Below are 24680 nucleotides of genomic sequence, written 5' to 3'. Positions count from 1 at the left end.
TGTTGGGCTAGTTGGTGGTGGGGTACTAGTTGGCGTGCTAGTTGGCGTAGTACTCGTGGTAGTCGTAGTTGGTGTAGTGCTTGTGCTAGTTGTGGTACTAGTGGGTGGTGGGATTGTTGTTGTAGTGCTTGTTGGGCACTTTATAGTGAATGATATACTGGATCCAGGTTGAACATTAGTGTACTGGGTTGGGGATACGGTGCATGATGGGTTGGTTACACTGATTGAAACAGTGGCAAGCCAAATATAGTCACTAATGTAGAATGTACTACTCCCACTCCCTGACTGGCTCCCACTACCCTCTGGTTGGCCGTAACCATTATATAATTGCCATGTTACAGTCCAGCTGGTTGTGGCACCATAATTAACCACATTGACTTTAATATCAGTGGGTGGTGGGCCAGTAGTAGTCGTGCTTGATGCCTTTTGAACATTCACATTGAATACGTATACTCCACCAGCCTGAGGCCACCATGGGTTAGGGTTCCCACTAACACTCGCCGTAGCACCCTTCTGTGTCCCAACGTTTAACTCCCACTCATAGCCGTTAATTGGTATTAAAACCTCGTAAGTGTAGGATATGTTACCACTAGTGCCCCAGTAGTAGTCCCATTGGGTAACCCAAGTGCCAACGAATATGCTCCACTCGTAATACAGTGATAGGGTGTATTGGTAGGAGTTAGGGTCATTAACATTAATAATGACTAGAGCGTAATCACCCTTAAGGCAGGAGGAAGTGAAGGTGACTGTGCTAGTATTATAGGCTAATTGGCTAGTGGGCTTCCAGAAGCAGGTGTAGTCAACACCATTAACATTAACCGTCTGAATCAGGGGGCTAATGGTTAAGTTAACTGGATTACCAGGCAGACTCAAGACGCCTTGGTAGTCCCCACTCCCGTTAGCCAATTGAATACCCCATGGTTGAGCAGTGAGGATCCATTTGGCTCCTAGGCTATCATTAGTAATGACTAGGTTACTATAGTAGGGTGATTGACTGAAGCCTGGGGTTAGGATAACATAGAGGAGGTGCTTGAGGCCAGTCCAGCTAATACTCATTGACTGTGAGGATGCTGGTGTTGTTGAGCCTTGTCTAGCAGTGAGGGTGAATGAGCCTTGCCCAAACTGGTTAACCACCCAGTAGCCCATTGTACCGTTTAGGCTGACTGGACAGTAGATTGTATTCCAGTACCCAATAATATAGTAGCAGTCCTTGAGGGTTAGGGTTAGTTGGGCGTTGAGGCTGCTGGCGTTGATTAAGCCAGTGTTCCATCCTTGGTTTAGGGTGTAGGTGAATGGGTCACTGATGGTTAAACTACCGGTAGCCTCACCGTTTAGGAACACTGCCCAATTAAGCAGATTGTTAATTGTCTTACAGTTGATTGTGAATATTATCGAGCCACTCTTAACATTACTGTAGGAGCTTGGTTCAGCTATGCACTCGTAGTAGTTGCCGTTGATCCTGTAGATTAACGAGTTCCCCAACTTAAGTAGGTAGTTTGTTAAACTTATTGAACTATTAATGTACTGTAGGCTGTTTGTCAGATATTGAACCCAAGTGTAATCCTCACTTCCACTTCTCTGGTAGGAGTAGCCGCCTGGACCATTAACATTAACACTGACGCTCCATGGGATACTCAGTGAATCATTAGTGACTACTATGGTTACTGAACCTTCCTTACCCCCAAGTGTCTGCGCCTCGCTTTTATTGCTGGTTTCGTATTCAGTAATGATCCACCTTAACGTTACCCAATTACACGTGTTGGATTCCTGTGTTGGGCATGCTTTAACTGAGATGCCGCTGTAGTGGCCATTAATGATGATTATTATCACGTGTCCTGGCTCCAGGAGTAGCCTATTGTTAATTATAATTGGTTTACTGAAATTAAGTGTTGTGTACGTTAAGTACTCTAAAATTGAGTTTAGGCTTATTTTCTTACCTGAACTGTTGGTTAAGGCGTACATGCTTTCTACGTACGCGTTAACCCTGCCTAGGTTACCGAGCGTGATTATTGTTGAGTTACCTATGGTGAAGCCGTAGGCCTCAAACACTATGTTGGCTAACTCCTCATGTGAAATTAGGTAGTGGGAGTAGTTACTGTAGCTTACTGTTGTGTAGGTTAGTATTAGGGTAACCGCCACTATTGATGCAATTAGTATTATTGTTTCCTCAACAGCCTCCACTTGTTGCGTTCACTTAATGGTGAAGTTAATGATGATTACGTAGGGTCACGTTGAAGTTGAGGTTACCCTACTTGGGTTAGTTTAAAAAGGGGTCATTGAAGTACGGGTATGCGTGTAATAACGTTATTAACTGATTTCGGTAATGGGGATTACTTCGTAGCATCAATGAAGGGGGTTATCCTAAGCATTGACCCTAACGTCACCATTGTTGATGTGACTCATGATGTACCGTCATTCAACATCCTTAAGGCAGCCTTCATACTCTGGGCAACCTACAGGTACTTCCCAAGGGGTAGTATTCATGTGGTTGTCGTTGACCCTGGCGTTGGGACTAATAGGAGGGCTATTGCAGTAATGAGCAGGAACTACTACTTCATTGGCCCAGACAACGGTGTCTTAACAATGGCTGCTGAGGATGATGGGGTGGTGGAGGTTAGGGAGATAAGTAATAGGAGGGTTATGTTAAGTGAAGTGTCGTCAACATTCCATGGTAGGGATGTGTTCGCGCCTGCTGCGGCATACTTGGGTTTAGTGGATTTTAAGGATTATGGGCCGTTGATAAGTGATTACGTTAAGTTAACTATGCCTAAGCCTATTGAGAGGAATGGGGTAATTGAGGCTCAAGTAATCTACGTGGATAAGTTCGGTAATGTCTACACTAGCGTTAGGAGGGGTATGTTTAACTTGAATTACGGGGACTCAATTACTGTTAATGCTAAAGGTAGGGGGATTAGGGTGAGGATAAGTAAGTCCTATGGTTACGTTAACAGGGGGGAGGCCTTAGCATTATTCAACAGTATGGGTTTCCTAGAATTAGCCGTGAATGGGGGAAGCTTCTCCAGTGAGTATGGGTTAAGTGAGGGTGATGTCATTCAGATTGCTCGCTAGAATCATACTTACTGATTATTGAATGGTAGTAATTGTATATTCTGTAGAAGTTATCCTTAAGTTCACTCGCATCAATGAAATGATCCTTACTGATCTTCATACCGTTAACATTCACGTTCTCCATTGATAAAAGTAGGGCCTTAATCCCCCTACCATCATTATGCCACGCGCTATACCCACCTATAGTACCATCCCTATTAACAACCCTATGGCATGGAACCAACACTGGCATTGGGTTCCTTGAGGCGAATAGGCCAATTAGGCGTGGAGTCATGTTGAGGAGCTCAGCTAAGTCACTGTAGGATGCTACGAAGCCCCTTGGTATGGCTAACATGGCTAACATAACTAGGCCTAGGTTACCGTTAGGTATCTTAGCCATCCTAACCACTGATAGTGAATCAGGCTCCACGTAATCAGTAATGTTAACGTTATTGAGCTTCCGTAGGATTGAACTAATCCTAACAATAATCGTCTTATCAACCAAGCCCCTGAAGTCCCTGTGAACTAATAAACCCAGGTCACTCTTACCCAGCCTCCACAGTAGTTCAGCATTTTTCACGGCTTAATTCAATTTTAAAATCTTAAAAACCGTTACTCATGATAATACTACGGTAATTACTCCCAGGTATGGTTTATAAATAGTTATGGCGTATGGCAATGGTGGAGGAATGTAGGGTTAAGGTTAAGTTCGCCGGCGTACTAGTGTCGTTCGCTGGTTCAGAATCCATTGATGTGGATTTAAAATGCGGCTCCACGCTTAGGGAACTCCTGAGGCGATTAGCTGAAGTTAATCCGAAATTAAGGAGGAGACTTATTGAGGACGACGACCTTTGGCCAGGCGTTTACGTGGCCATTAATGATACTGACGTTAGGTTACTTAACGGGCTTAACACTAGGTTAAATAATGGTGACGTAATCCTCTTCCTATCCTACATACACGGGGGTTAGTTTATTAAGCCTAAGTAGTAACTATCAGCTACAATGATTGAGCCGATTAGGCTTAAGTTAGGTAATGGTGAGGAAGGGCAATTCATCGCCTACACCGTACTACTTGAGGAACCGCTTAATGAGGAGAACCTAGGTAGGCTCTTAAATAGTGCAAGTGCTGACGTTTTCATAGTAATCGATGGTTCAACATCACCCCCCATGCATGATTTACTCTACTACCTTTACCTGGCCCACAGGAACACTAGTGATGGTGTTTCAATAGCTAGGGACGCTAACGTTGAGGCTATGCTTTACGTGCAGTGCACAACCCAGATTAATGAGGCTAAGAGGATCAGTAACCCTTTGGGTAAGAGAATCATAACTATAGCCGCCCTATCAATTGGGAGGGAGGTTAAGGCTACCCCACCCCCCGGTGACTTCTTCATTGGCTCAGTCAGTAGGGTTAGTGGGAGTGGTTGCAGTAGGGGTGAGGTTATTAGGATGGTTATGGGGAGGGTTAGGGTGAGGCGCCTAATGACTAACGATAGTTAAGCGTTTAAGCCAGCTGTAGCTTAACCTCGTGTGATGAACCCAGACGGCCCTGAGTTTGATGATCTATGCCAAGACTGAATGATGTGCTTAAGGCAATATTCAAGAATCTAAGTAATATTTAACATAGACAAAGAAACAAACTACATTGGTCCATGAATTATCTTTAACTGCATCTATTTCATTATTGGCTTTTATGCAAAATACATTGATGTTAGTCAAGTAATTTACTTAGAAAGATTTAAAAATATCAAGGGAATTATATAGGTGAGGTTTATGACGGTTAAATTAACGTGGATGATAGGTGGGGCTCAGGGAAGTGGCGTCGATACGTCTGCAAGCATATTCGGTAATGCTGTAGCAAGGGCCGGATACTACATTTATGGTAATAGGGAGTACCACTCTAACATTAAGGGTAGGCACAGTTACTTTAACTTAACTATAAGTGATGTTAAGATGAATAGCCTATCCGATGAGGTAAACATACTGGCTACTTTTGATGCTGAGACAGTTTTCCAACACTTCACTGAGGTTAAGGACTACATAATATACGATAAGACCCTTGAGGGCACTAAGGTAAGTGCAGTGCAAAGCATGGAACCGGAGAGGGCTGAGAAGATTGAGAAGATACTGACTTCAAGCGGCTACGGTACAACAATAAAGGATGCGTTAAACTACGCAGCCAGCAGGGGCGTTAAGGTTATTCCAGTTGATTACGGTAAAATAATAAGTGAAGTTGCCAGTGAGCTTAAGTTACCTGTCTCAGTTGTTGAGAGAACTAGGAACCTAATAGCCTCAGCAGTATCATTGAGGTTACTTGGTATTAAGCTGGATTACCTAAGGGCAGCCTTAAGGGTCTTCTTCAAGAATGAACTCTACGTTAGGATGAATGAGAGGGCTTCAGAGAAGAGCTATGACCTTGTTCAACCAGCCTACAACCTTGCTGAAATACCGGTTAAGGGGCATAGGGTTCAATTAGACGGTAACACAGCAGTGGCGATAGGTAAAATTGCCGGTGGCCTAAGGGTGCAGACCTACTACCCAATAACCCCTGCCGCTGATGAAAGCATGTTCATTGAGGATAACGAGGTCGTTGACGTTATTGACCCTGAAACTAAGGAACTACGTAAGGCAGGCGTGCTTGTATTTCAGTCCGAGGATGAGTTGTCGGCAGTCAACATGGCTATCGGCGCAGCCTTAACGGGGGTTAGGGCAGCAACAGCAACATCTGGACCAGGGTTCTCACTGATGGCTGAGGGCATTGGCTGGGCCGGCATGAATGAGGCTCCAGTGGTTATAACATACTACATGAGGGGTGCCCCATCCACTGGAATGCCAACCAGGGGCCAGCAGGCCGACTTACTATTCGCCGTTAATGTTAGCCACGGTGAATTCCCAAGGATAGTCATAGCATCGGGGGATCACACGGAGGCCTTCTGGGATGCAATATGGGCGCTTAACCTAGCTGAACGCTACCAAACCCCCGTAATACACCTTGTTGATAAGTTCCTCGCTAACTCATACTCAATAATTGATGAGGAGGAGTTAGATTACAGGAATAAGAAGATTATTGATAGGGGTAAGTTAATGTTTAAGGAGGTTAATGATTATAAGAGGTTTGAGTTCACTGACGATGGCATATCACCGAGGGTTCCATTAGGCTACGCCATAATGCACTACAGTGGTGATGAACACAATGAATACGGTATAATAACTGAGGAGAGTGAGAACAGGATTAGGATGTATGAGAAGAGGCTTAGGAAGCTTGAGACCGCTGATAGGGAGATACCAGAGGAGCAGAGGCTTAAGGTTTACGGTGATGAATCAGACATTGCAGTGGTCACGTGGGGTTCACCGAAGGGTCCAGCTGTGGATGCATTACAGGAATTGAAGAGTGAGGGTATTAATGTGCAGGTTATTCAAGTGAGGATGTTCAACCCATACCCAAGGAACCTCATTAGGAGGCTACTTGAGGGTAAGAAGATGATTATTAACCTTGAAGCCAACTACACTGCCCAGGCGGCTCAATTAATGAAGCTTCACACAGGTATTGAACCAACACACTACGTGCTTAAGTGGAATGGAAGACCAATAACTAGGACTGAGGTTAAGTGGGCTATTAAACACATACTAAGCACAAATGAGAAGAGGGTGGTCCTAAATGGCGGTGCTTAAGGTCTCACTGAGCCCGCAGGAGTATAGGGGTAAGAAGTGGGTTGATTGGTGTCCTGGTTGTGGTAATTTTGGTATTTTGGCTGCTGAGACTCAGGCCTTTGCTGAACTTGGCCTTGACCCTAGGAGAATCGTAGTGGTCTCCGGGATAGGTTGCTCAAGCAGGATGCCTGACTTCCTGAACGTTAACGGTGTCCACACACTCCACGGTAGGGCTATTCCCTACGCAATGGGCATTAAGCTTGCTGACCCAAGCCTTGAGGTTGTTGTTAATGGTGGTGATGGTGATTTGCTTGGTATTGGTGTTGGTCATTTTGTTAGTGCTGGTAGGTATAATGTTGATTTAACCATTATTCTTCATGATAATGGTGTTTATGGTTTAACTAAGGGTCAGGCTTCACCTACTTTGCCTAGGAATGTTAAGACTAAGGCCTTGCCTAAGCCTAATATTAAGGATGCGGTTAACCCAATAGTCCTAGCCCTAGCAAGCGGCTACACCTTCGTGGCTAGGGCATACGCATACGACACTAGGCACTTAAAGGAGGTAATAAAGGAGGCAATAAGGCATAAGGGAACAGCACTAGTAGACGTCCTACAACCATGCCCAACATACAACGACATAAACACAAAAGAATGGTACGACAAAAGAATATACAAACTAGAAAACGAAAAATGGGACCCAGTAGTGCACAGTGAGAAGGAGGCTAATGAGAAGAAGCTGATGGCCATGGAGAAGGCGAGTGAATGGGGTGATAGGATACCTGTAGGCATATTCTATAAGAATGAACTCGTCCCCATATATGAGGAGAGGATGCTGTCAAGAATAAGTAATTACCTTGAACTACCACCAGCCAAGCAGATTATTGAGAAGGAAGGCTACTCAGTGACATTAATAGATAACATACTTGAGAAGAGGAGGGTTGTTTAAACCAAGTTTCTTCAACCACTTTGAGTTAAAAGTGGCCTTATTTTTCACTTAATAGGTAGGTTAAGTACATCCCCAGGCTTCATTACGTAAACCTTAACATGAGGAGCAAGGGACTCTGCAAGATTCTTGAACTCCTCAGGGTCCTGCCTAATCTGAGGGAAGGTGTTATAGTGCATTGGCACCACTGCCCTTGGGTTTATTAGGGATACTGCATACGCAGCCTCACGTGGACTCATCGTGAAGTAGCCACCTATGGGTAGTAGAGCCAAGTCAGGCTTATATAATCTCCCTATCAATTCCATGTCACTGAATAAACCCGTGTCGCCAGCATGGTAAATGACAGCCTCAGGTGACTTCACAATGAAGCCTGCTGGGGAACCGTGGGTTGAACTATGTAGTGCAGGGGTCATGTAAACCTCTATCTCATTCGTTAATTTAACGGGTCCACCAATATTCATGCCTATAGTGTTCTTAACCCCCTCCTTCTCAGCCAAGTAAACGGCGAGTTCAAATATTGATACAACGGTGGCGTTGGTCTTATTAGCTATTTGAACAGTTTCACCTAAGTGGTCTGAGTGGTCATGGGTAACTAATATGAAGTCTACTTTACTCAGCTCACTCAAGGTTACCGGTGAATTAGGGTTCGATATCCATGGGTCAATGAGTATTCTCTTACCCATTAACTCCACTTCAAAGGCCGCATGCCCAAGCCACTTCAAGTAACCCATGATTCTAGAGCATTAGGCTTACTCTTAAAAAGTTAATTCCAAGATCTTAGCTACCTTGCGTAACTGTAGTTGTTGTGGTTACAGTTGATGTATATGTTGATGTTACTGTTACTGTTGAGTAAACAGTTGTTGTAACGGTGGTTGTAGATGTGGAGGTATATGTTAACGTATATGTTGACGATAATGTTGTTGTAGTTGTCTTTACCAACAAGGCCCTTCCAGCTACTGCACCTACAAGAACACCTGCAATTAAGCCTATTAAAACTCCAATAAGCGGAATTAATGATTGATTCGACATACTCCTTAATTCTCCAAGAAAATATTTAAGTTTTACGGAGGAGTTGGTAATGTAACAACACTTGGGCTATAGTATGCGGTTAAGTCATAGTGATTACCACTTAAGTCATGCCATACTGCAGATACGGAATCATAACTTGAAACTAGGTAAAGTCCTACATAGCCCCTTACCGGTGGATTACCTACACCTGCATTAAATAATTCATTTACCTGAGGCTGAGAAAGTGCAAAAGGATAAATAATAATCTCAGCTATATATCCGTTAAAATAATGCCACCCATACCAGCTATCAGGCCAAGGGGAGGGGGGCGTATTTACTGCATATGCAACACCAATATAACCATATTGTATTGAGTCAAATAATTGAGGAGTACCTGATATTGATGATGCGCCAATGAATTCATTATCAATATATAGTCTTATATAGTACGTATTACCAGAAGAATGTCCTTCCTCGATTGTAAGCATATGCCATCCAGTACTAATGGGAGTTGAAGAATCAACATAATACATTGATCCCCCAGCGCACACACCAAGTATACATGATGGTACAACATCAGCTGCGTAAACTATACCATTACTAGATATATAAAGCCATGGAGTATATGATCCTGGAGGAATTAACGATGTTGGTTGCCCACTAGCAAAACCCAATATAGGCCCCCAGTCACCAGCATTTAAGTAAACCCAAGTCACTACTGTAATTGAACCCTTGCTTATTGCAATATAATTAAATAAGTTTGCAGCACCACCAGATATTTGAAAAGATGGTGTCTGGAAGTATTGGTTCTGACCATTAAAGCTTATAGCTTCAATTCCCTTTAAGCCAGTAGTATAAGTAAATACCGTGGATGTTGTGGTTATTGTGGTTATTGTAGTGCTTGTTAAGTAACTAAATGTTGTAACTGTCTCTGTGGTTACCGAGGTAGTAGTACTGGTTGATGTTAAAGTAGTGGTAACGCTACTAGTAGTTGTTACTGCCAGTATAGTGCCACCAACCATTATACCTAAGAAACCACCTATTACTAAGCCAATAATTATACTAATTAATGTGCCTAAACTTAATGCTTTCGAACTCATATTTTAATGAAAAACTCTAGGTATTTAAGTTTTTCACCGAATATACTTAGTAATTTCTATACTCAGCATAATAGCTATAGTAATATATAACATGTAATTTATATATATGATTATTATTAAAGGTAAATGAACAATAGTACTGATTATATACCCTGTATATGCTGATATTATTAGCATAGAGAACCTAAGCGGATTCAATGGTACAAAGGGTAATAGAAGTGCCGTTATTGCTAAAGCAGGCAATAATGTTAACCTAATTAATAGACTACTATGCGGCATCATAGTTATTGCATAAATTACTACCATCGCTACTAAAGATGCGGATAACATAGATATAAGGTATATTGCAATCATACTGATTTTAATTCTTTTAAAGTAAAATGTCTTCAATAATCTAAATAATATATCATAAGACAATATAGTAATAACTAAGTATAAACTTATAAAAACAATTGATACATATTTAATAAGAAAGTACCACTCAACGTAAGATACTCCAATTAATGGCCAATACATGAAAATAAAGTAGCCAAGGAAATTGGAGAAGGCATCACTTCCCTGATTACTACTTGGTATTAATGCTAAAAAAGCAGAAAATATTAGGCCTAAAAATATAAGCATAAGTACAATATTCCAAAAACCGATGGACGCAACTAGCCATTTCCATGACCCCCATGTAAATAATCCTATACTTAATGGTATACCTATGGTTAGTAACATACCTACTACATTCTCCCATCCTTTTAGTCTACTAATGAGCGATAAGATTAATAGATTAATCAGTATTAATGATAGTGATGTCAGAAACATTAGTGAATAATGGAGGGCATACGATACTGCGAGTGTAATGAATAGTAATGCATACAGGGTTAAAAAGATCCGCCACAAATCACCATATAGCCACTCTAATGGTGATCTAAATCTCTTCACAGGCTTAGGTTGTTGAGTAGGTGGAGGTTGTTTTATTATTGGTTGAGGTAACTGCTGGATAGGCATTAATGATGGTGAGTATTCCGGTTGTGGTCGCACACCTCTTAATTGCGTATTGCTAATATTAGGGAAAATCACTCGCAATTGTTTCTCATATTTACTAAAATCACTAGGACTTACAGTTTCTGGAACTGAAGTCACCTTGAACCTATCATTACCAAGTTCAGCAATAACATCTATGAGCAAGTATTCCCATGGGTAAGCTAAGTGAAGTCTATTTGGGTAACCACAGTTATACACACTTAGTGATAACGCGTTCATAATGTCAACTACTGATTTAACAGGGTCATTTATTATAATACTAGGTATATTAGGGTTCTTACAGGCAGTATACTTACTTAATAATTGGTAAGCATTATGTAATGATTTAATAAGCGTAGAAAAGCTCCTTAACCTATCATTTTCATTGCATGCCAATGTTAATCTAAAGGCATTGTAAAGTTCAGGGTCAAGTACTTTGAGTCTACTAATACTTGGAGCATTCTTGGGTATGGCATAAACCTTATCTCTATTGAAGTCTAAGAAATAGGAGACACAGTCAACAATATTTCCTCTATAACCTTCTATTGACTTATCACTTCTAGTTGCGTGAAATGGATGATACCCATCCATTATCAGCATGAAGGCTAAAACACCTAAGCTAAAGTAATCCTGTGAAATACCCCTATTTCTCGCATCAATATGTATGCCAACTTCAGGGGCTGCATAATCTTCGGTGTAAAACGGATTAGTGAATTTCCTTCCCGTCTTTTTATCATATATTATGAAAGAGTCTGTATCAATCCATGTTATTGATCCATCTGGATTTATTAAAACATTGTTTGGAGAAACGTCCCCTATTATATGCCCAGCGTCGTGAATGGACTTAGCGATTAATAAAAGATTATACGCTATTCCGATTCTAAATAGGTATGGGTTCTCTCTAATTTTAATAGCGTAATTAATGTTAACACCCTTATTAACAAGCTTAATAAGCCATAAGACATCATCGGGTATTAATAGGTCATTAAGGGTTACGCCAGTTGATACAAAGTACATTACATAGCCGATAAACTTACCGCTGGAGTCTCTTAGTATTCCAAGCGGCCACGCTAGACTAATCCTACCTTTAATAGGTTCAATAGGTCTATTCCTAATCATTGCCTTAATCTTCTCCTCTTGCTCAACAGTAGGGTTATGGTATATTTTAGCAGCAAGTTGATTATCCTTTACCTTGTAGACTGTGGCTTCACCACCGCTACCAATTTCCCTCTCAAGCTCTAATTCACTAAATATTGTTACGTTAGGAATATACTCATCAGCGTAAGGTGCCCAATTTACTAGTAATCTAGCACCTTGATTTAGCACATTTTTATTTATAATTCTTATATTTTAAATTTTTACTTCATACTCATAATTTATGTATGAATAAAATTTAAAAGCCCTTGAAGTCTAAATTAACAGTGGCTTAAAGATGAGTGAACCTGAGGTTTCACCTCAAGTCCCTAAATTACCCTTAGTTCTAGTCCTAGATACTAGTTACTCCATGTCTACCCAAACGATGGAAGGTAAAAGAAGAATTGATAACTTAATTGAAGCACTAAGTACTCTTAAACAGCAGATTCTTAATGACCAGCAAGCTAGCAGGAGTGTTGAAGTTATGATTTACAAATTTGGTGGTACTGTTGATATGCTTCAAGATTTCTCATCAATAAGTAGCCTAGATATTGAAGCTTTATCAAGTAAATTAACACCTAATGGTGATACGCCATTCTTTAAAGCAATTAAGGAGGCGATTAGTAAGGCTAGGGAGAGGAGGGAATATTATAAGAGCCAAGGATTAATGTCGTATGTTCCATGGGTTTGGGTTTTAACCGATGGTGAACCAACAGATGGTGTGGATGATAATGGAAACTATACTAGTAGTTATAATGATGCTATAAGTCTACTTAAGGATTTAATAGCCAATAGAAGAATTAACTTCTTTATGATAATAACTGGCCATGGTAATGACCTTAGAAATGGTGCAGAAATATTATTTAACTTTGTTTCTAAGCCAACAGGTGCTCCGCCTCCAATAATGATGGATGATGTATCCTCAAATTGGCAGAAAATGGCTATTTGGTTATCTAAGTCTATTAGTAAGACATCCAGCAGTAAGCCTGGGCAACAGACTCAGGCACCACCAGTTGATTTTGGTCAACCTTTTGTTATTAATGTTTAATTGCGGTAATAATATGGCTATAAAGATTGCTGCAGCATCAGTGATAGGCTTAGAACATAGGCAAACCGGCATACTTAGGCAGGATAGATTCATGACTTCAAGTAGGGTAATGAAGTATGGTTTCTTAGAGATACCGTTTAATGGTGACTATGATGCTTACGTTGCTGAGTGGGATTATGGTGATGGCTACGCGATACTTGCTGTTGCAGATGGATTATCATCAGCCAGATTAAGCCATATAGCAGCATCAATAGCAGTTAAGGTTGCTATTAATAGCGTTAACCCAAGTAATGAGGGAACCCTTATTGATGCTATTAAGGCGGTTATCAGAGCTATTAAGAATGAGGCTAATAGGAATAGGCTAAGTATCAAGGATTTTGAAACTACATTAGCTATAGGATTAATGAGGAATAATGAGTGTTTCGGTATTGGGATTGGGGACTCATACGTTGTTGCTATTAATGGCGAGTCACCTAAGTTAATATCAAGTATAATGAAAGGTGAAAACCCAAATGAAACAATACCAATAACGTCATCATTACTTAATGTTGATGAATTAAGTATTAATAAGTCTGATTGTACAGCACTAGTGGTTATGAGTGATGGCATTATGGGTTCATTACAAGCTAAGTATGATCAGAGCACTAATTCATGGATCTTTGAACCTTATCAAAAATTCTACATACCATTAATGAGAAAGCTTAATGATATGAACTTAGAAGAATACGGACTGTGGCTTCTTAATTACTTAAGAAGGCTTGAGGACTTGTATAGTTTCATGACTGATGATAAAACATTAGCCATAGCCGTTCAAACTTAAAGTTGGACTTAATTTTGCCTCAATTATTAGTTACTATGAAGTAACGCATTAAGATTCACTACTCACCGTATATTAATCTATATAGTTCATTACTTAGTTTTAACCCTGAACCAGTTAGGATAGCCACAGTGGTTCCATTAGCCTTAACTTCCTTCAAGGCCTTAAATACAACCGCACTGGTGGGTTCAATTATGAATCCTAACCTGATACTGTTCCTTAATCCATCAATAACCCCCTGATCATCAACAACTACCACGTCACCCCCAGTGTCCCTTATGGCATCAACTATTTGATTTAACCTAGGTGGTTGGGGTACTATTATGCCGTCAGGTAACGTTGCCTTAACCCCCATGGGTGTGTTGTGGAGCATACTGTAGGCCCACTCGTAGCCTGACGCCTCAACGGCTATTATTCTAGGCATGTCCTTAATTAGTTTCAATTCCTCAGCCTCCTTGAAGCCTAAGTATAGGCCTAGGGTTAAGGTACCGTTACCCAGAGGTGCAACAACGTTATCAATGCTTCCTAATTCTAATGCTAATTCATAGGCTATTAACTTAACCCCATGTATGAAGAATGGGTTCCATGAATGACCAACGTAAACCCCCTCTGTGAAGCTCATGGCGAGCGATGATGCGTCAGCCCTAGTTGCCGCCTCAACAACGTTGGCGCCTAGGAGTCTCATAAGCCTCTTCTTAGCCTCAGGGGCCGTCTTAGGGACGTAAATCCTAGCCTTAACCCCCTTAACCGCAGAGTATGCTGCTAGGGATAGTCCAGCATTACCGCTTGAATCCTCAACCACAGTGACGTCGTTACGTAGTACTGATAGGGCAAGGCTCCATCCCCTATCCTTAAATGAACCAGTGGGGTTAAGGTACTCAAGTTTAAAGTAATAATCACCTCTCCTAACCAGTGGGGTTAAACCCTCACCAAGGCTTAACGGCTCCTTAATGGGCAGAATCCTCGCTAATTCACGCCTACTAAGTTCCCTAGGTTTCCTTAAATCATGGCTTACATCCAAAGGTGATCCACACCTAGGGCACTTGATAAGCCAGGTATTAGCCTCAGTTGTGAAGCCGCATTTAGGGCACTTATACGTTACCTCCCCACTCATGTTGGTTAAGTTAAGTACCATGAATAAGGGGTGGTTTTTAGCTTTAAAACTAATTCACGGTCAGGAATGCTCTCAAGTATATTATTGAGGTACATTGTATTAAGCTTAGTTTTAAATTAAACCATGCTTAAACCTTCCTTAATCCCTTAACATCAATATTGACTTCACCTAGCCTCTTATAACCTGTTTCATCATATGTATAAACCTTAGCATCATCTTCATCCTGCACCAGCTTATGCTTCCCACTGCAGAATGGGTACTTATCGCTTAGTCCACACATGCATATGGCTACTGTTTCCCCACTGGGAAGCTTATATACGTATGGTTTCTTAGCCGTATGTATAACTAACCTAGCCATAGTGCATCTGATTCATAGTATTTTAAAACGTAACGCGCCTGCTATCCCTAATTATGTCTGAATGCATTCATGTGTTAAGAATCACCCGTAAACCTTGATTAATTAATTATTATTAAATATTAATAGAGTAACCTATTTCACAGTTTACGTTCATATTAATCTAAAGTAGTTACAGGGTAATACTTATAAAGGAATTAAGAAGGCCCCTTTATGCCTAGTAACATTGGCTTGGGTAGAAGGGTTGCTGCCGCAATACTCTTCATAGTACCGTGGGTTTTTTACCTAGTGCTACCGGTGTACAATAGGGTTAATCCTGAGGTTGGTGGTGTACCATTTTTCTACTGGTTCCAGACCCTTTGGTTAGTTATAGCCGCAGTATTAAGCCTAATAGGGGTTTTCCTGATTCATGGTGGTGAATCATGATTGGGATTGCCGGTTGGGCATCATTCCTAGTACTCTTCATAGTCTTCGTGCTGCTGGGCTTCTATGGGGCTAGGTGGAGGAGGGGTGATTTAAGTAGGCTTGATGAGTGGGCCTTAGCCGGCAGGAGGTTAGGAGTATTCTTAGTATGGTTCCTAGTGGGTGCAGACTTATACACGGCATACACGTTCGTTGCAGTTCCCGCTGGTGTATTCGCGAAGGGTGCATTATTCTTCTTCGCAGTACCCTATGTAGCCACAGTCTTCGCATTAGCCACAGTAGTCATGCCTCCCCTCTGGGAGTGGTCTAGGAGGAGGGGTTACATTACGGCCGCTGACTTCGTTGAGGATAGGTTTAACAGTAGGTTATTGGCTGCATTAGTGGCATTAACCGGTATAGTGGCTGAGTTACCTTACATTGCGCTTCAAATAGTAGGCATGAGTGCTGTGTTAGCAGTTATGCTGCTTAACGTTGTTCCTGGGGCTAGCCTAGAAACTGTGAGCGACTTGGCCTTAACCATAGCCTTCATAATATTAGCAGCCTTCACGTACACAAGCGGCTTAAGGGGAGCCACCTTAACTGCGGTGTTTAAGGATGCATTAATCTTCCTAAGCATAATAGCGATACTCATTGTTGCGCCCATTGCCATACCAGGCGCATTCCACACAGCCTTCAAGATAGCCACCAGCCTAAACAGTGGTAAGGGCTTACCCACAGGCACCAGTAGCCTTAACCCAGCCTTCTCCTCGGCTTACCTATCACTTTGGGTTGGTAGCTCACTTGCACTATACCTATACCCCCACTCGGTTAATGGAGCCTTAAGCGCTGAGAGTAAGCGTAAATTAGCCTTAAGCACAGCCCTACTGCCAATATATGGTATTGGGCTTGCATTACTGGCGCTTTACGGAATACTGGTTTACGCCGACTCACAGGCGCTTAGCATTATAAGGAGTTTCCCATCAACCGGGTACGCGGCTGTAATTAAAGGTAACTTACCCATACCAGCATTGGCGGCCACAATACTACCCAATTGGCTAGCTGGGGTGGCTTTACTGGGCATTTTCATTGGAGGTATGGTGCCTGCCGCAATTATGGCTATGGCTCAGGCGAATTTATTGACTAGGAATGTGGCTAGGTATGTGGTTAAATTGACTCCTCAGGGTGAGGCCAGGTTGGCTAAGTGGTCTTCAGTCTTCTTTAAGTTCCTTGCGCTCGTATTCGCCTTAATACCAGCATTAGCCTCAGTATCAATAAACCTTCAGCTACTTGGTGGAATAATAATAACTCAAACGCTGCCCCCAATATTCCTTGGTTTAGTTACTGATAGGCTTAATAAGTATGCGCTCATGGCTGGTTGGGCTTCAGGAATATTAACAGGCGTATACATGTTCATGGTTAGGTATATTGCAACAAAGGGTGCCTCACCAACGCTCTACCCGATTGCAAGCCACCTATACTACATTGCTGTATTAGCATTGGCGGTAAACATATTAGTCACCCTAGTGGGCACTGCCTTAGCTGGGTTAATTAAGAGAAGTGCCGTTAGTAGAGTTAAGGCGTAAGTTAATCGCAGTACTACATCTTCATGTAGTTAAATTAACGTGTACTGCAAGTCTGTTAACATTTTTACGTAACTGCTCGTTATTTTTAATTACTTTCAATCCTCTTAATGCGATAAGGTAAGTTTTATGTGATATCATAGGTTGCCGTTGTGGGGCTTGCGAGTGGGCCTTGGGGGAAGACGCCTAATGAAACCCATCACCCTCAAAGGGGAGGAGTAATGAGGCTAAGTAACTATTAACCACAATGAAGGTTGAACTCTCTTATTCAAACCATGGTATTAATAATCATAGTTTATAAGGGGGCTTAATTTAGGGGATGCAGTGATGAGGATTATTAAGTTGTGACCAGTGATCGAGAACCCACGTACTGAGTTCATTGGGTCCTCATTAATCATGGTTTATAATTAAATAAGTTTTATAATTTCATGAAGTTGGTGAAGTACACGATGGGGATAAGTGATGTTAAGCTAGATTTCACTAAGGCTGAGGATGTCTCAAGCATGCTTGGTTTAGCTAAGCCAATTAAGTGGGATGTAACAATAACAGGTAGAGTAAGTAGGGATGCCGTTGAGGAGTTGAGCAGGATTAGGGGTGAGCCTGATTGGATGAGGAGGCTTAGGTTAAGGGCGCTTGAAATGTTTGAGAGGCAACCTTGGCCAAATTGGCTCCCCCTGGAGGGTAACATTAACCTTGAATCCCTAATCCTATACGCTAAGCCAAGCGTTGAGAGAGCTAGGTCATGGGATGAGTTACCTAGGGAATTAAGGGAGTACTATGAGGCTCTTCAAATACCTGAAGTTGAGTCCAGGCTATTGGCTGGAGTCATTAGCCAAGTTGACTCAGGGGTGGTCTACGAGAACGTGAGGAGAAGCCTTGAGGAAGCTGGGGTGGTGGCTATGAGCATGGATGAGGCTGTTAAGAGGTATCCTGACCTAGTGGCAAGGTACTTCGGTAAGGTTTTCCCACCTGAGTATAAGTTTGCATCACTTAACATTGCCCTATGGAGCGGGGGTGTGTTTGTTTATGTACCACCTAATACGCGTGTTAAAATGCCTATAGAGCTTGTTGTACTTATAAGTAGCGCTAATGTTGGTCAATTCGAACATTCCCTCATAGTCGTTGGTGAGAACTCCCAGGTTGAATTAATAGTTGCCTGTGCCGCCCCAGTCTTCAGTGGCCTTAGCCTACATGATGGCGTAACCGAGGTTTACGTGCATAAGGGGGCTAGGGTTAAGCTTGTTGACTTGAAGAATTGGAGTAAGGGTGTGGTCTACTTTGGTAATAATAGAGCCATAGCCGAGGCCAACACTAACGTTGAGTGGCTTAGCGGCTCATTGGGCGGTAAGGTAACTATGGTTTACCCAATGACTGTCCTTAAGGGTGAGTACGCTAAAACCACCGTCACCTCTGTGGCTCTGGCTAATGGGCCAACCTGGAAGGAGGAGGGGGCTAAGGTTTTTCACGATGCACCCCACACGTCAAGTAAGGTTGTTAGTAAGGGGGTTAGCCTAAATGGTGGTACAACAGTGTATAGGGGGCTCGTCTACGTTAGGAAGGGGGCTAAGTACGCTAAGTCATCAGTATCATGTGACTCACTGGTGCTTGATGAGAAGTCTAGGGCGTACACAATACCTCATGAGCAGGTTTTTGAGGATTCAGCCACAGTCACCCACGAAGCCTACACTGGCAAGATAAGTGAGGATAAGTTATTCTACCTGAGGAGCCGAGGCTTAAGTGAGGAGGAGGCCAGGAGCCTAATAGTGCTGGGGTACTTCCACGATGTAATGGTTAACCTACCGATGGAGTACATGTCAATTTTCAATAAGGCTATTGAATTAGAGTTAAGCAAGCTGCATAAGATTGGTTGAATCAATTATAATTCATTCCCCCTAGGTTTCAACATTGAGACAATGTACAACCAATTATGCTTGGGATTAAGCAGAAGTAATCGTTATACTGAACTGATGATGCAGTTTCAATGAGGTACCGTATTTAAGGCTTTGAGTAGGGCTATGGGTTGGATTGAGGGGATTAAATGAAGATTAAGGAGTAAATAAAGTGGATACTAGCTAAGTTAAGGAATATTAAAACAGTGAAATGCACAGATGATACTAGCTTATTAGAAGGTTTAGGGAAACATTAGTGTGGTTAAACCTGTGCTTATTAAGAATTACTTAACCTTAGAGTTTCTGAAAAGTATTAATTAATGCACTAGCTTTTTAACCTAAACGAAGATTCAGTATTGTGCTCATTGCGCACATGTCTGATGTGCACTTAGGTAGGAGGCAGTATGGTCTTGAGGCTAGGGCTAAGGATTACGAGTTAGCGTTCTTTAATGCAATTAATGAGATTATTAGGTTACATGAAGAGAGGGGGGTTGATGCTGTTCTTGTTACTGGTGATCTTTTTGATAATCCAAGGCCATCCCCATCAACATACTTAACGGCAATTAAGGGTTTCAGTAGGCTTAAGGATTCTGGGCTTGATGTAATTATTACTAGGGGTAATCATGATGCCTCGGTAATTAATCCTGTGGATAATCCAATAAGTGTATTATCATCTTCAGGCCTAGTTAAGTACCTTGACTTGGATTACGTTGATTACGGGAAGTTGAGGATCATTGGTGTAGGCTGCGTGCCCAGTAGTGATCATGGTAAGCTAACCAGGGGTTTAAGGGAATTAATGGGGAGTGGCTTAAACATTGTTATGATGCATCAATACATTGAGGGTGCACCATATAGGTACCCCATGCCTAATATTGATTACTACACTATACCTGCTGGTGAACTTCCGACCAATGCATACTACGCGGTGGGTCATATTCATGAACATGCCTTAAGGCATCCATCATTAAATGCAGTATACCCTGGTTCCCTTGAGATTTGGGATTCCCAGGAGTTTGAAACTTACATTCTTAATGATGGCAAGTTGAGTAAGGTTAAGGAACAGGATCCTAAGGGTTTCCTACTACTGGATACTGATTATGGTGATAGGGTTAGGGTTGAACCAATTAGGCTACGTGGGGGACGCAGAATGATCAAGGTGTTAATTAATGTTAATGGTGAATCACCCTCAGTTCTCAGGGAGCATTTAGGTGAGTTAAGTAGCCTTAATTACAGGGACGCCTACGTTGAGGTTAACGTAACCGGTGAATTAGGTGAGGGCTTTAGTGTGAGGGATTACAGCTTCAACGCAGTTAAGGGTTTAATAAGGGATGCACTTAAGGTTAACGTTAAGTTAGCCGTCACTAAACGCAGTAGTGTTAAGGGTCAGGTTGTCCATGGCCTACTTGACTTGATTCAATCAGTTTTAGGCAAGAACCTGAGTAATGAGACTATGGTTAATGCCGTCCTTAGGGCCCTTGACCTGGTAAGCGACGGTAAGGTTAATGAGGCTAGGGTTGCCTTGGAGAAGGCCCTTGGGATAGGGGATGATGTTGAATGGCTTCAGTAGAGTTAATTGAGATTGAGAACATTAGGTCAATAAGGAAAGCCTCAGTGAGGTTAAGTAGTGGGGTTAACTTCATACATGGCTTAAACGGTGCAGGTAAAACAACCATACTGGATTCTATCGCCTTAGCACTCTATGGGACCGACTGGCTTAAGAGGAGGAGGGTGAGGTTATCGGAGTTGGTTACCATAGGTGCCTCCACTGGTGCGGTTAGGCTAGTAGTGAATATTGAGGGGCGTAGGTACGTTATTCAACGTGCCTTCACTAAGGAGAAGGTTATTGAATCCCAAACATACGTTATGAACGAGAACGGTAGTAGAGTTGCCGGTAGGGATAAGGAGGTGACTAGGTGGGTTACGGAGAACCTGGGGGTGGACGTTGACCTCTTCAACCTTCTTTACGTTAGGCAAGGTGAATTAAGGGACATACTTGAGGTTAATAGGAGGGAGGAGTTTAAGCTTGATAGGCTGCTTAAGATTGACTCAATGGATAAGCTTCAGACTGATGTCCTAAGGAGCATTGAGAAGAGGCTTGAGGGGGAGGAGAAGGCGCTTGAGGCTGCAATTAGGGAGAACAATGATGAGAAGGAGAGAGTTGAGAGGAGGCTGAGTGAAGCTAAGGTTAAGGTTAAGGAAATTGAGAACGAGGTCAATAAGCTTGAAGAGGAGTTAAGCATCAAGGATGGTGAATTAAGTAAGCTTAAGGAGGAGGAGAGGAGGCTGATTGGAATTAGGGAGAGGTTTAATGCCCTTAATGATGAGTTAACTAGGCTTAAGGGTGAGTTAAGTAGGATTAATTCAAGTATTAAGGATACTGAGGAAAAGATCAAGAAGAGGGAGAGCATTAAGGCCAGGGTTAAGGAGATTGAGGAAAAGATCAAGGGTATAAAGGAGTTAAGAAGCAAGATTAATGAACTTGAGGAGGAGGAGAAGGAATTAAGGAGTAAGGTAATAACCCTTGAATCCAAGGAATCAACAATAAAGGGGCTTGAGAAGCAGCATTCAGAGTTAAGTAACCAGTTGAGGGAAATTGAGGCGGAGTTGGAGGAATTAAGGGAAAGGGTGGCTGGGAAGGGGGAAATTGAGGGGAAGCTTAAGGAAATCATAATGAGGCTTAGTGAACTTGATGAATTGAAGTCTAGGAAGCTATCACTTAAGAGTGAGTTAAGCCATATTGAGGAGGAGTTGAATGTATTGAAGTCATCTAAGGAACCCGTATGCCCAGTTTGCAAGAGACCATTAGAACCAGAGGATAAGGAGAGGTTAATTAGGGAGAATAATGAGAAGTTGAGGAAGATTAAGGAGGAGATGAGGGAAATTGACCTGAGGTTAAAGGATTATGGTGATTTAAAGGAGGCTGAGGAGGAGCTTAGGGGTAAGCTTACCCAAGCCAAGATGGCTGCTGAGAGAATTCCAATTCTTGAATCAAGGCTAAGGGAATTAAGGATAAGGATTAGTGAACTTGAGGAGGAGTTGAAGGCCGCTAAGGAGGAGGTTAAGGAATTGGGGAACCTGAGGAGGATGCATGATAACGTTAACACTAGGCTTAGTCAATTAAGGAGGGAACTCGCTGAGGCGGAGAGTCTTCAGGAGGAGTATGTGGAACTTAATGCTGAGTTAGCTAAGAACCCTGAATCTGACTTAAGGCATTTACTGGAAAATAAGACTAATACTGAGGCTAGGATTAAGGAACTAGAGAATGAGATTGAGGCCTTGGGGAAGGAGCTAATGAGACTTAGGGAGGTTGAGGAGGAGGTTAAGAGGACTGAGGGGGAGGTTAAGGAATTGAGGACTAGGCTTGATCAAAACAGGGGTAGTTTAAGTCAATTAAGGGCCAGTATAGAGGAATTAGAGAATGAGATTGAGCGTTTAAGGGAGTTGATTAGTAAGAGGAGTGAGAGACTTAGGTTCATTAGGGGGAAGATCCAGGAGGTTGTAGGGTTAATTAACGCAATAGATAACGCTAAGCCTGCGTTAAGGAGGGCGTTACTGAATGCAATAAATGATGAGTTGAGGGACGCCTTCAAGATGCTTAGGCATAAGGAATCACTGACCGATGTTTACGTTACGGAGGACTATGAGGTCATGGTTAAGAGGAGTGATGGTAGGGAATTACCAGTAAGCATGCTTTCAATGGGTGAGAGAAACCTAGTAGCCCTGGTGCTTAGGTTTGCCTTAACTAAGGCAATACTTGGTGACATACCCATAATGCTCCTAGATGAACCAACAGAGCACTTGGATTCAGAACATAGAAGGAGGGTTTCAAATTGGCTGCGTGACTTATCCAACGTTGTCGATACGCTAGTAGTCACATCACACGTTGATGCATTTGAGAATACTGCAGATAACGTAATTAGGGTTGAGGTAACTACTCCAAGGGGTGAATCAGTAGCCTATAATGCATGAAATAATGGATCTGAACCTTAGGTAGATTCCCATACTGCTCCTTCTTAACCCTACATGAATATTAATGATGCCTTGATGCTGGAAGAACTCTTAAGTGAATGCCTAAACCCAATACGTGGGTGACTCAGTATGTCTAGTAATGGTCTCATCGTAGAATCTCCATTCACCAGTGGCTGGGTTAAGTATAACGATCTTTAATTCCCCAGCTAACTTATCGTTTATGAGCACCTCGGTTTCAATATTTGAGATTAATGCATCGCAGGTAACAGGACCCACTTCCCTATCCTCAGTGATTACCCAAACCTCAAGCGCATTAGGCACCATGTAATTCCTAACTGGCCCACCTGCAGTACCAAGTTCAATCAATTCAGCTGAGGGCGGGGGAGGCCAGAGCCCAAGCTCCTTTGCTAATCTAAGTGGGATTAGGAGTTGAGGGCGTTCTACTTCAAAGCCTGTGTTAACTAACGCTGTGGTTTCAATAACCCTACTGGCTCTTACTCTTAGCTTCACCCTTAAGGCCACTTAAATCACCCTTAACGTAAATATGTCCAATCCTACGCCTAATCACGTAAATGTGCCCAATCCTACCACTAAGCTTAGTGTAATGCTCATGCATAATGCTGTAAACTATCCCAGATCAAATAAACGTTACTGCCTATTAATCAGCGTCCTGGTATTAATTCATAGTTTAGTTACTGGGCTTGTGTTAATGTTAATTAACTTACCGTACCACCTAAATTAATGCCCTCGTTCCTAATAATACTAGCTGGTGGCGAGTCAAGGAGGTTTCAGCAAGATGGTTTAGAGCGGGTTGATAAGTGCTTGTTTCCAGTGAATGGTGAACCAATGATAATGAGGATAATTAAGCAGGCCACAGTATTTGATGACATCATTATCGCTGGTGGGGTTAATTCAAGCAAGTACGTTAACATGGGTTTACGTGTAATAGGGGATAGTGAACGCTTCAGTGGTGTATTGGCTGGCGTTGACTCAGCTTCATCGTTAAATGGGGTTCTGGTTTTCTCACCATGCGATACACCCAATGTAACCACTGATGTCTTTAAGGTACTGCTTAGTAATGGACCATTATCAGTCTTTGTGCTGCCTAATGGTCTTGTTGAAAGCCACTTATTCAGAATAGACTCAAGCCTACTTAGGACTGTGATTAATGAGGCGGCTGCCCATGGTAGAAGCCGTTTAAGTGACTTATTTAGATTATCGAATGTTGTCAATTTCCTAAGCCCATTAAGCCATGGTATTAAATTAACCTCATTCCTAAACGTTAACAGGAGGATTGATTTAATGGGCTTCAACCTAAGGGGTCCAATAGTGTTCACTAATGATGTGGTGATTAGGTGGAGTGATCCACCATTATTAAGGTTACTTAGGGGTGAGGGTGATGCTGAGGCGCTGCTGTGGGATGAGGCTAGGGTTTACGTGAGTAAGGGCATATTATCCCTAGCGGCGCATGCCTTAAGGGACCTTGAGAGGAGGGGTGTGGGTTATGGTGCAGTGGCTAACGCAATACTGAACCTCATAGGTGCTGAGAAGTAATTATTCACTTTAGAGAAAGATTAATCACGGTGGGTTTAAAAGTTTAGCAGCACATTG

Annotated in this window: 23 protein-coding genes; 13 read left to right on the top strand and 10 right to left on the bottom strand. The window is 42.2% G+C overall.

What is annotated here, in order from left to right; translation table 11 throughout:
• Positions 1 to 2181 (bottom strand): hypothetical protein (locus Q0C29_RS07240; RefSeq protein WP_291999989.1); only part of this gene is annotated, 2181 nt, incomplete at its 3' end.
• 108 nt (positions 2182 to 2289) lie between these two features.
• Here Q0C29_RS07240 and Q0C29_RS07235 point away from each other — a divergent pair.
• Complete coding sequence (locus Q0C29_RS07235; RefSeq protein ID WP_291999988.1) at positions 2290 to 3069, top strand: SAM-dependent chlorinase/fluorinase; 780 nt, start codon at positions 2290 to 2292, stop codon at positions 3067 to 3069.
• Here the strand turns inward: Q0C29_RS07235 and Q0C29_RS07230 are convergent.
• On the bottom strand, positions 3050 to 3628 hold the full coding sequence (locus tag Q0C29_RS07230; protein WP_291999987.1) for an MGMT family protein: 579 nt from the start codon (positions 3626 to 3628) through the stop codon (positions 3050 to 3052). The two genes, Q0C29_RS07235 and Q0C29_RS07230, sit on opposite strands and share 20 nt — an antisense overlap.
• Before the next feature lie 101 nt (positions 3629 to 3729).
• On the opposite strand from Q0C29_RS07230, the gene Q0C29_RS07225 reads away from it, so the two are divergent.
• The 4 genes from Q0C29_RS07225 to Q0C29_RS07210 all read left to right on the top strand — a co-directional run bounded on the left by Q0C29_RS07225 (position 3730) and on the right by Q0C29_RS07210 (position 7645).
• On the top strand, positions 3730 to 4017 hold the full coding sequence (locus Q0C29_RS07225) for a MoaD/ThiS family protein (RefSeq protein ID WP_291999986.1): 288 nt from the start codon (positions 3730 to 3732) through the stop codon (positions 4015 to 4017).
• A 33-nt stretch (positions 4018 to 4050) separates the two neighbouring features.
• Positions 4051 to 4548 (top strand): hypothetical protein, encoded by a 498-nt coding sequence (locus Q0C29_RS07220; RefSeq protein ID WP_291999985.1) that lies wholly within the window; start codon positions 4051 to 4053, stop codon positions 4546 to 4548.
• Positions 4549 to 4821: 273 nt separating this feature from the next.
• Positions 4822 to 6720: a 2-oxoacid:ferredoxin oxidoreductase subunit alpha gene (locus Q0C29_RS07215; RefSeq protein WP_291999984.1), complete on the top strand. Its 1899-nt coding sequence runs from the start codon at positions 4822 to 4824 to the stop codon at positions 6718 to 6720.
• Positions 6707 to 7645, top strand: coding sequence for a 2-oxoacid:ferredoxin oxidoreductase subunit beta (locus Q0C29_RS07210; RefSeq protein WP_291999983.1), 939 nt, complete (start codon positions 6707 to 6709; stop codon positions 7643 to 7645). The genes Q0C29_RS07215 and Q0C29_RS07210 overlap by 14 nt, the downstream gene beginning before the upstream one ends.
• A 44-nt stretch (positions 7646 to 7689) precedes the next feature.
• On the opposite strand, the gene Q0C29_RS07205 is transcribed toward Q0C29_RS07210, so the two are convergent.
• Genes Q0C29_RS07205 through Q0C29_RS07190 form a run of 4 tightly spaced genes read right to left on the bottom strand, consistent with a single transcriptional unit; the run spans position 7690 to position 12087 of the window.
• The gene (locus tag Q0C29_RS07205; protein ID WP_291999982.1) at positions 7690 to 8373 is read right to left on the bottom strand and encodes a metal-dependent hydrolase; all 684 of its coding nucleotides are present in this window, start codon (positions 8371 to 8373) and stop codon (positions 7690 to 7692) included.
• 46 nt (positions 8374 to 8419) lie between these two features.
• Positions 8420 to 8671 (bottom strand): hypothetical protein, encoded by a 252-nt coding sequence (locus Q0C29_RS07200; RefSeq protein WP_291999981.1) that lies wholly within the window; start codon positions 8669 to 8671, stop codon positions 8420 to 8422.
• A 32-nt stretch (positions 8672 to 8703) separates the two neighbouring features.
• Positions 8704 to 9750 (bottom strand): hypothetical protein, encoded by a 1047-nt coding sequence (locus tag Q0C29_RS07195; protein ID WP_291999980.1) that lies wholly within the window; start codon positions 9748 to 9750, stop codon positions 8704 to 8706.
• 33 nt (positions 9751 to 9783) lie between these two features.
• On the bottom strand, positions 9784 to 12087 hold the full coding sequence (locus Q0C29_RS07190) for a hypothetical protein (RefSeq protein ID WP_291999979.1): 2304 nt from the start codon (positions 12085 to 12087) through the stop codon (positions 9784 to 9786).
• Positions 12088 to 12193: 106 nt separating this feature from the next.
• On the opposite strand from Q0C29_RS07190, the gene Q0C29_RS07185 reads away from it, so the two are divergent.
• Both Q0C29_RS07185 and Q0C29_RS07180 read left to right on the top strand, forming a co-directional pair.
• Entirely contained in the window at positions 12194 to 12943 is a 750-nt protein-coding gene (locus Q0C29_RS07185) for a VWA domain-containing protein (RefSeq protein ID WP_291999978.1), read from the top strand.
• A gap of 13 nt (positions 12944 to 12956) precedes the next feature.
• Positions 12957 to 13763 carry a protein phosphatase 2C domain-containing protein gene (locus tag Q0C29_RS07180; protein WP_291999977.1) on the top strand — a complete coding sequence of 269 codons (807 nt, stop codon included), beginning with the start codon at positions 12957 to 12959 and terminating at the stop codon, positions 13761 to 13763.
• 58 nt (positions 13764 to 13821) lie between these two features.
• On the opposite strand, the gene Q0C29_RS07175 is transcribed toward Q0C29_RS07180, so the two are convergent.
• The gene (locus Q0C29_RS07175) at positions 13822 to 14895 is read right to left on the bottom strand and encodes a pyridoxal-phosphate dependent enzyme (RefSeq protein WP_291999976.1); all 1074 of its coding nucleotides are present in this window, start codon (positions 14893 to 14895) and stop codon (positions 13822 to 13824) included.
• A gap of 106 nt (positions 14896 to 15001) precedes the next feature.
• A complete protein-coding gene (locus tag Q0C29_RS07170) occupies positions 15002 to 15232 on the bottom strand; it encodes a CDGSH iron-sulfur domain-containing protein (RefSeq protein ID WP_291999975.1) in 231 nt (76 codons plus the stop codon).
• A 210-nt stretch (positions 15233 to 15442) separates the two neighbouring features.
• On the opposite strand from Q0C29_RS07170, the gene Q0C29_RS07165 reads away from it, so the two are divergent.
• The 5 genes from Q0C29_RS07165 to Q0C29_RS07145 all read left to right on the top strand — a co-directional run bounded on the left by Q0C29_RS07165 (position 15443) and on the right by Q0C29_RS07145 (position 23069).
• Entirely contained in the window at positions 15443 to 15655 is a 213-nt protein-coding gene (locus tag Q0C29_RS07165) for a DUF3311 domain-containing protein (protein WP_291999974.1), read from the top strand.
• A complete protein-coding gene (locus tag Q0C29_RS07160) occupies positions 15652 to 17214 on the top strand; it encodes a sodium:solute symporter (RefSeq protein ID WP_291999973.1) in 1563 nt (520 codons plus the stop codon). The genes Q0C29_RS07165 and Q0C29_RS07160 overlap by 4 nt, the downstream gene beginning before the upstream one ends.
• A 425-nt stretch (positions 17215 to 17639) precedes the next feature.
• Complete coding sequence (gene sufB, locus Q0C29_RS07155; RefSeq protein ID WP_291999972.1) at positions 17640 to 19082, top strand: Fe-S cluster assembly protein SufB; 1443 nt, start codon at positions 17640 to 17642, stop codon at positions 19080 to 19082.
• 376 nt (positions 19083 to 19458) lie between these two features.
• The gene (locus Q0C29_RS07150) at positions 19459 to 20667 is read left to right on the top strand and encodes a DNA repair exonuclease (RefSeq protein ID WP_291999971.1); all 1209 of its coding nucleotides are present in this window, start codon (positions 19459 to 19461) and stop codon (positions 20665 to 20667) included.
• Entirely contained in the window at positions 20655 to 23069 is a 2415-nt protein-coding gene (locus tag Q0C29_RS07145; RefSeq protein WP_291999970.1) for an AAA family ATPase, read from the top strand. The genes Q0C29_RS07150 and Q0C29_RS07145 overlap by 13 nt, the downstream gene beginning before the upstream one ends.
• A 102-nt stretch (positions 23070 to 23171) precedes the next feature.
• On the opposite strand, the gene Q0C29_RS07140 is transcribed toward Q0C29_RS07145, so the two are convergent.
• Together Q0C29_RS07140 and Q0C29_RS07135 are read right to left on the bottom strand one after the other, a co-directional pair.
• Positions 23172 to 23591 carry a hypothetical protein gene (locus Q0C29_RS07140; RefSeq protein ID WP_291999969.1) on the bottom strand — a complete coding sequence of 140 codons (420 nt, stop codon included), beginning with the start codon at positions 23589 to 23591 and terminating at the stop codon, positions 23172 to 23174.
• Complete coding sequence (locus tag Q0C29_RS07135; RefSeq protein WP_291999968.1) at positions 23554 to 23685, bottom strand: hypothetical protein; 132 nt, start codon at positions 23683 to 23685, stop codon at positions 23554 to 23556. The genes Q0C29_RS07140 and Q0C29_RS07135 overlap by 38 nt, the downstream gene beginning before the upstream one ends.
• Before the next feature lie 125 nt (positions 23686 to 23810).
• Here Q0C29_RS07135 and Q0C29_RS07130 point away from each other — a divergent pair, with 125 nt between their 5' ends.
• Entirely contained in the window at positions 23811 to 24623 is an 813-nt protein-coding gene (locus Q0C29_RS07130) for a molybdenum cofactor guanylyltransferase (protein WP_291999967.1), read from the top strand.
• Positions 24624 to 24680 lie beyond the last annotated feature (57 nt).

The organism is Caldivirga sp., assembly GCF_023256255.1.
Classification (GTDB): domain Archaea; phylum Thermoproteota; class Thermoprotei; order Thermoproteales; family Thermocladiaceae; genus Caldivirga.
This window is presented reverse-complemented; position numbering and strand designations above follow the sequence as displayed.

What these genes read in the sequence shown, in the direction of transcription:
- Q0C29_RS07145 (WP_291999970.1), top strand. Translation starts at nt 20,655, where the DNA reads ATGGCTTCAGTAGAGTTAATTGAGATTGAGAACATTAGGTCAATAAGG.
- Q0C29_RS07220 (WP_291999985.1), top strand. Translation starts at nt 4,051, where the DNA reads ATGATTGAGCCGATTAGGCTTAAGTTAGGTAATGGTGAGGAAGGGCAA.
- sufB (WP_291999972.1), top strand. Translation starts at nt 17,640, where the DNA reads ATGAAGTTGGTGAAGTACACGATGGGGATAAGTGATGTTAAGCTAGAT.
- Q0C29_RS07210 (WP_291999983.1), top strand. Translation starts at nt 6,707, where the DNA reads ATGGCGGTGCTTAAGGTCTCACTGAGCCCGCAGGAGTATAGGGGTAAG.
- Q0C29_RS07170 (WP_291999975.1), bottom strand. Translation starts at nt 15,232, where the DNA reads ATGGCTAGGTTAGTTATACATACGGCTAAGAAACCATACGTATATAAG.
- Q0C29_RS07235 (WP_291999988.1), top strand. Translation starts at nt 2,290, where the DNA reads ATGCGTGTAATAACGTTATTAACTGATTTCGGTAATGGGGATTACTTC.
- Q0C29_RS07175 (WP_291999976.1), bottom strand. Translation starts at nt 14,895, where the DNA reads ATGGTACTTAACTTAACCAACATGAGTGGGGAGGTAACGTATAAGTGC.
- Q0C29_RS07185 (WP_291999978.1), top strand. Translation starts at nt 12,194, where the DNA reads ATGAGTGAACCTGAGGTTTCACCTCAAGTCCCTAAATTACCCTTAGTT.
- Q0C29_RS07180 (WP_291999977.1), top strand. Translation starts at nt 12,957, where the DNA reads ATGGCTATAAAGATTGCTGCAGCATCAGTGATAGGCTTAGAACATAGG.
- Q0C29_RS07195 (WP_291999980.1), bottom strand. Translation starts at nt 9,750, where the DNA reads ATGAGTTCGAAAGCATTAAGTTTAGGCACATTAATTAGTATAATTATT.
- Q0C29_RS07130 (WP_291999967.1), top strand. Translation starts at nt 23,811, where the DNA reads ATGCCCTCGTTCCTAATAATACTAGCTGGTGGCGAGTCAAGGAGGTTT.
- Q0C29_RS07165 (WP_291999974.1), top strand. Translation starts at nt 15,443, where the DNA reads ATGCCTAGTAACATTGGCTTGGGTAGAAGGGTTGCTGCCGCAATACTC.
- Q0C29_RS07135 (WP_291999968.1), bottom strand. Translation starts at nt 23,685, where the DNA reads ATGCATGAGCATTACACTAAGCTTAGTGGTAGGATTGGGCACATTTAC.
- Q0C29_RS07160 (WP_291999973.1), top strand. Translation starts at nt 15,652, where the DNA reads ATGATTGGGATTGCCGGTTGGGCATCATTCCTAGTACTCTTCATAGTC.
- Q0C29_RS07205 (WP_291999982.1), bottom strand. Translation starts at nt 8,373, where the DNA reads ATGGGTTACTTGAAGTGGCTTGGGCATGCGGCCTTTGAAGTGGAGTTA.
- Q0C29_RS07215 (WP_291999984.1), top strand. Translation starts at nt 4,822, where the DNA reads ATGACGGTTAAATTAACGTGGATGATAGGTGGGGCTCAGGGAAGTGGC.
- Q0C29_RS07200 (WP_291999981.1), bottom strand. Translation starts at nt 8,671, where the DNA reads ATGTCGAATCAATCATTAATTCCGCTTATTGGAGTTTTAATAGGCTTA.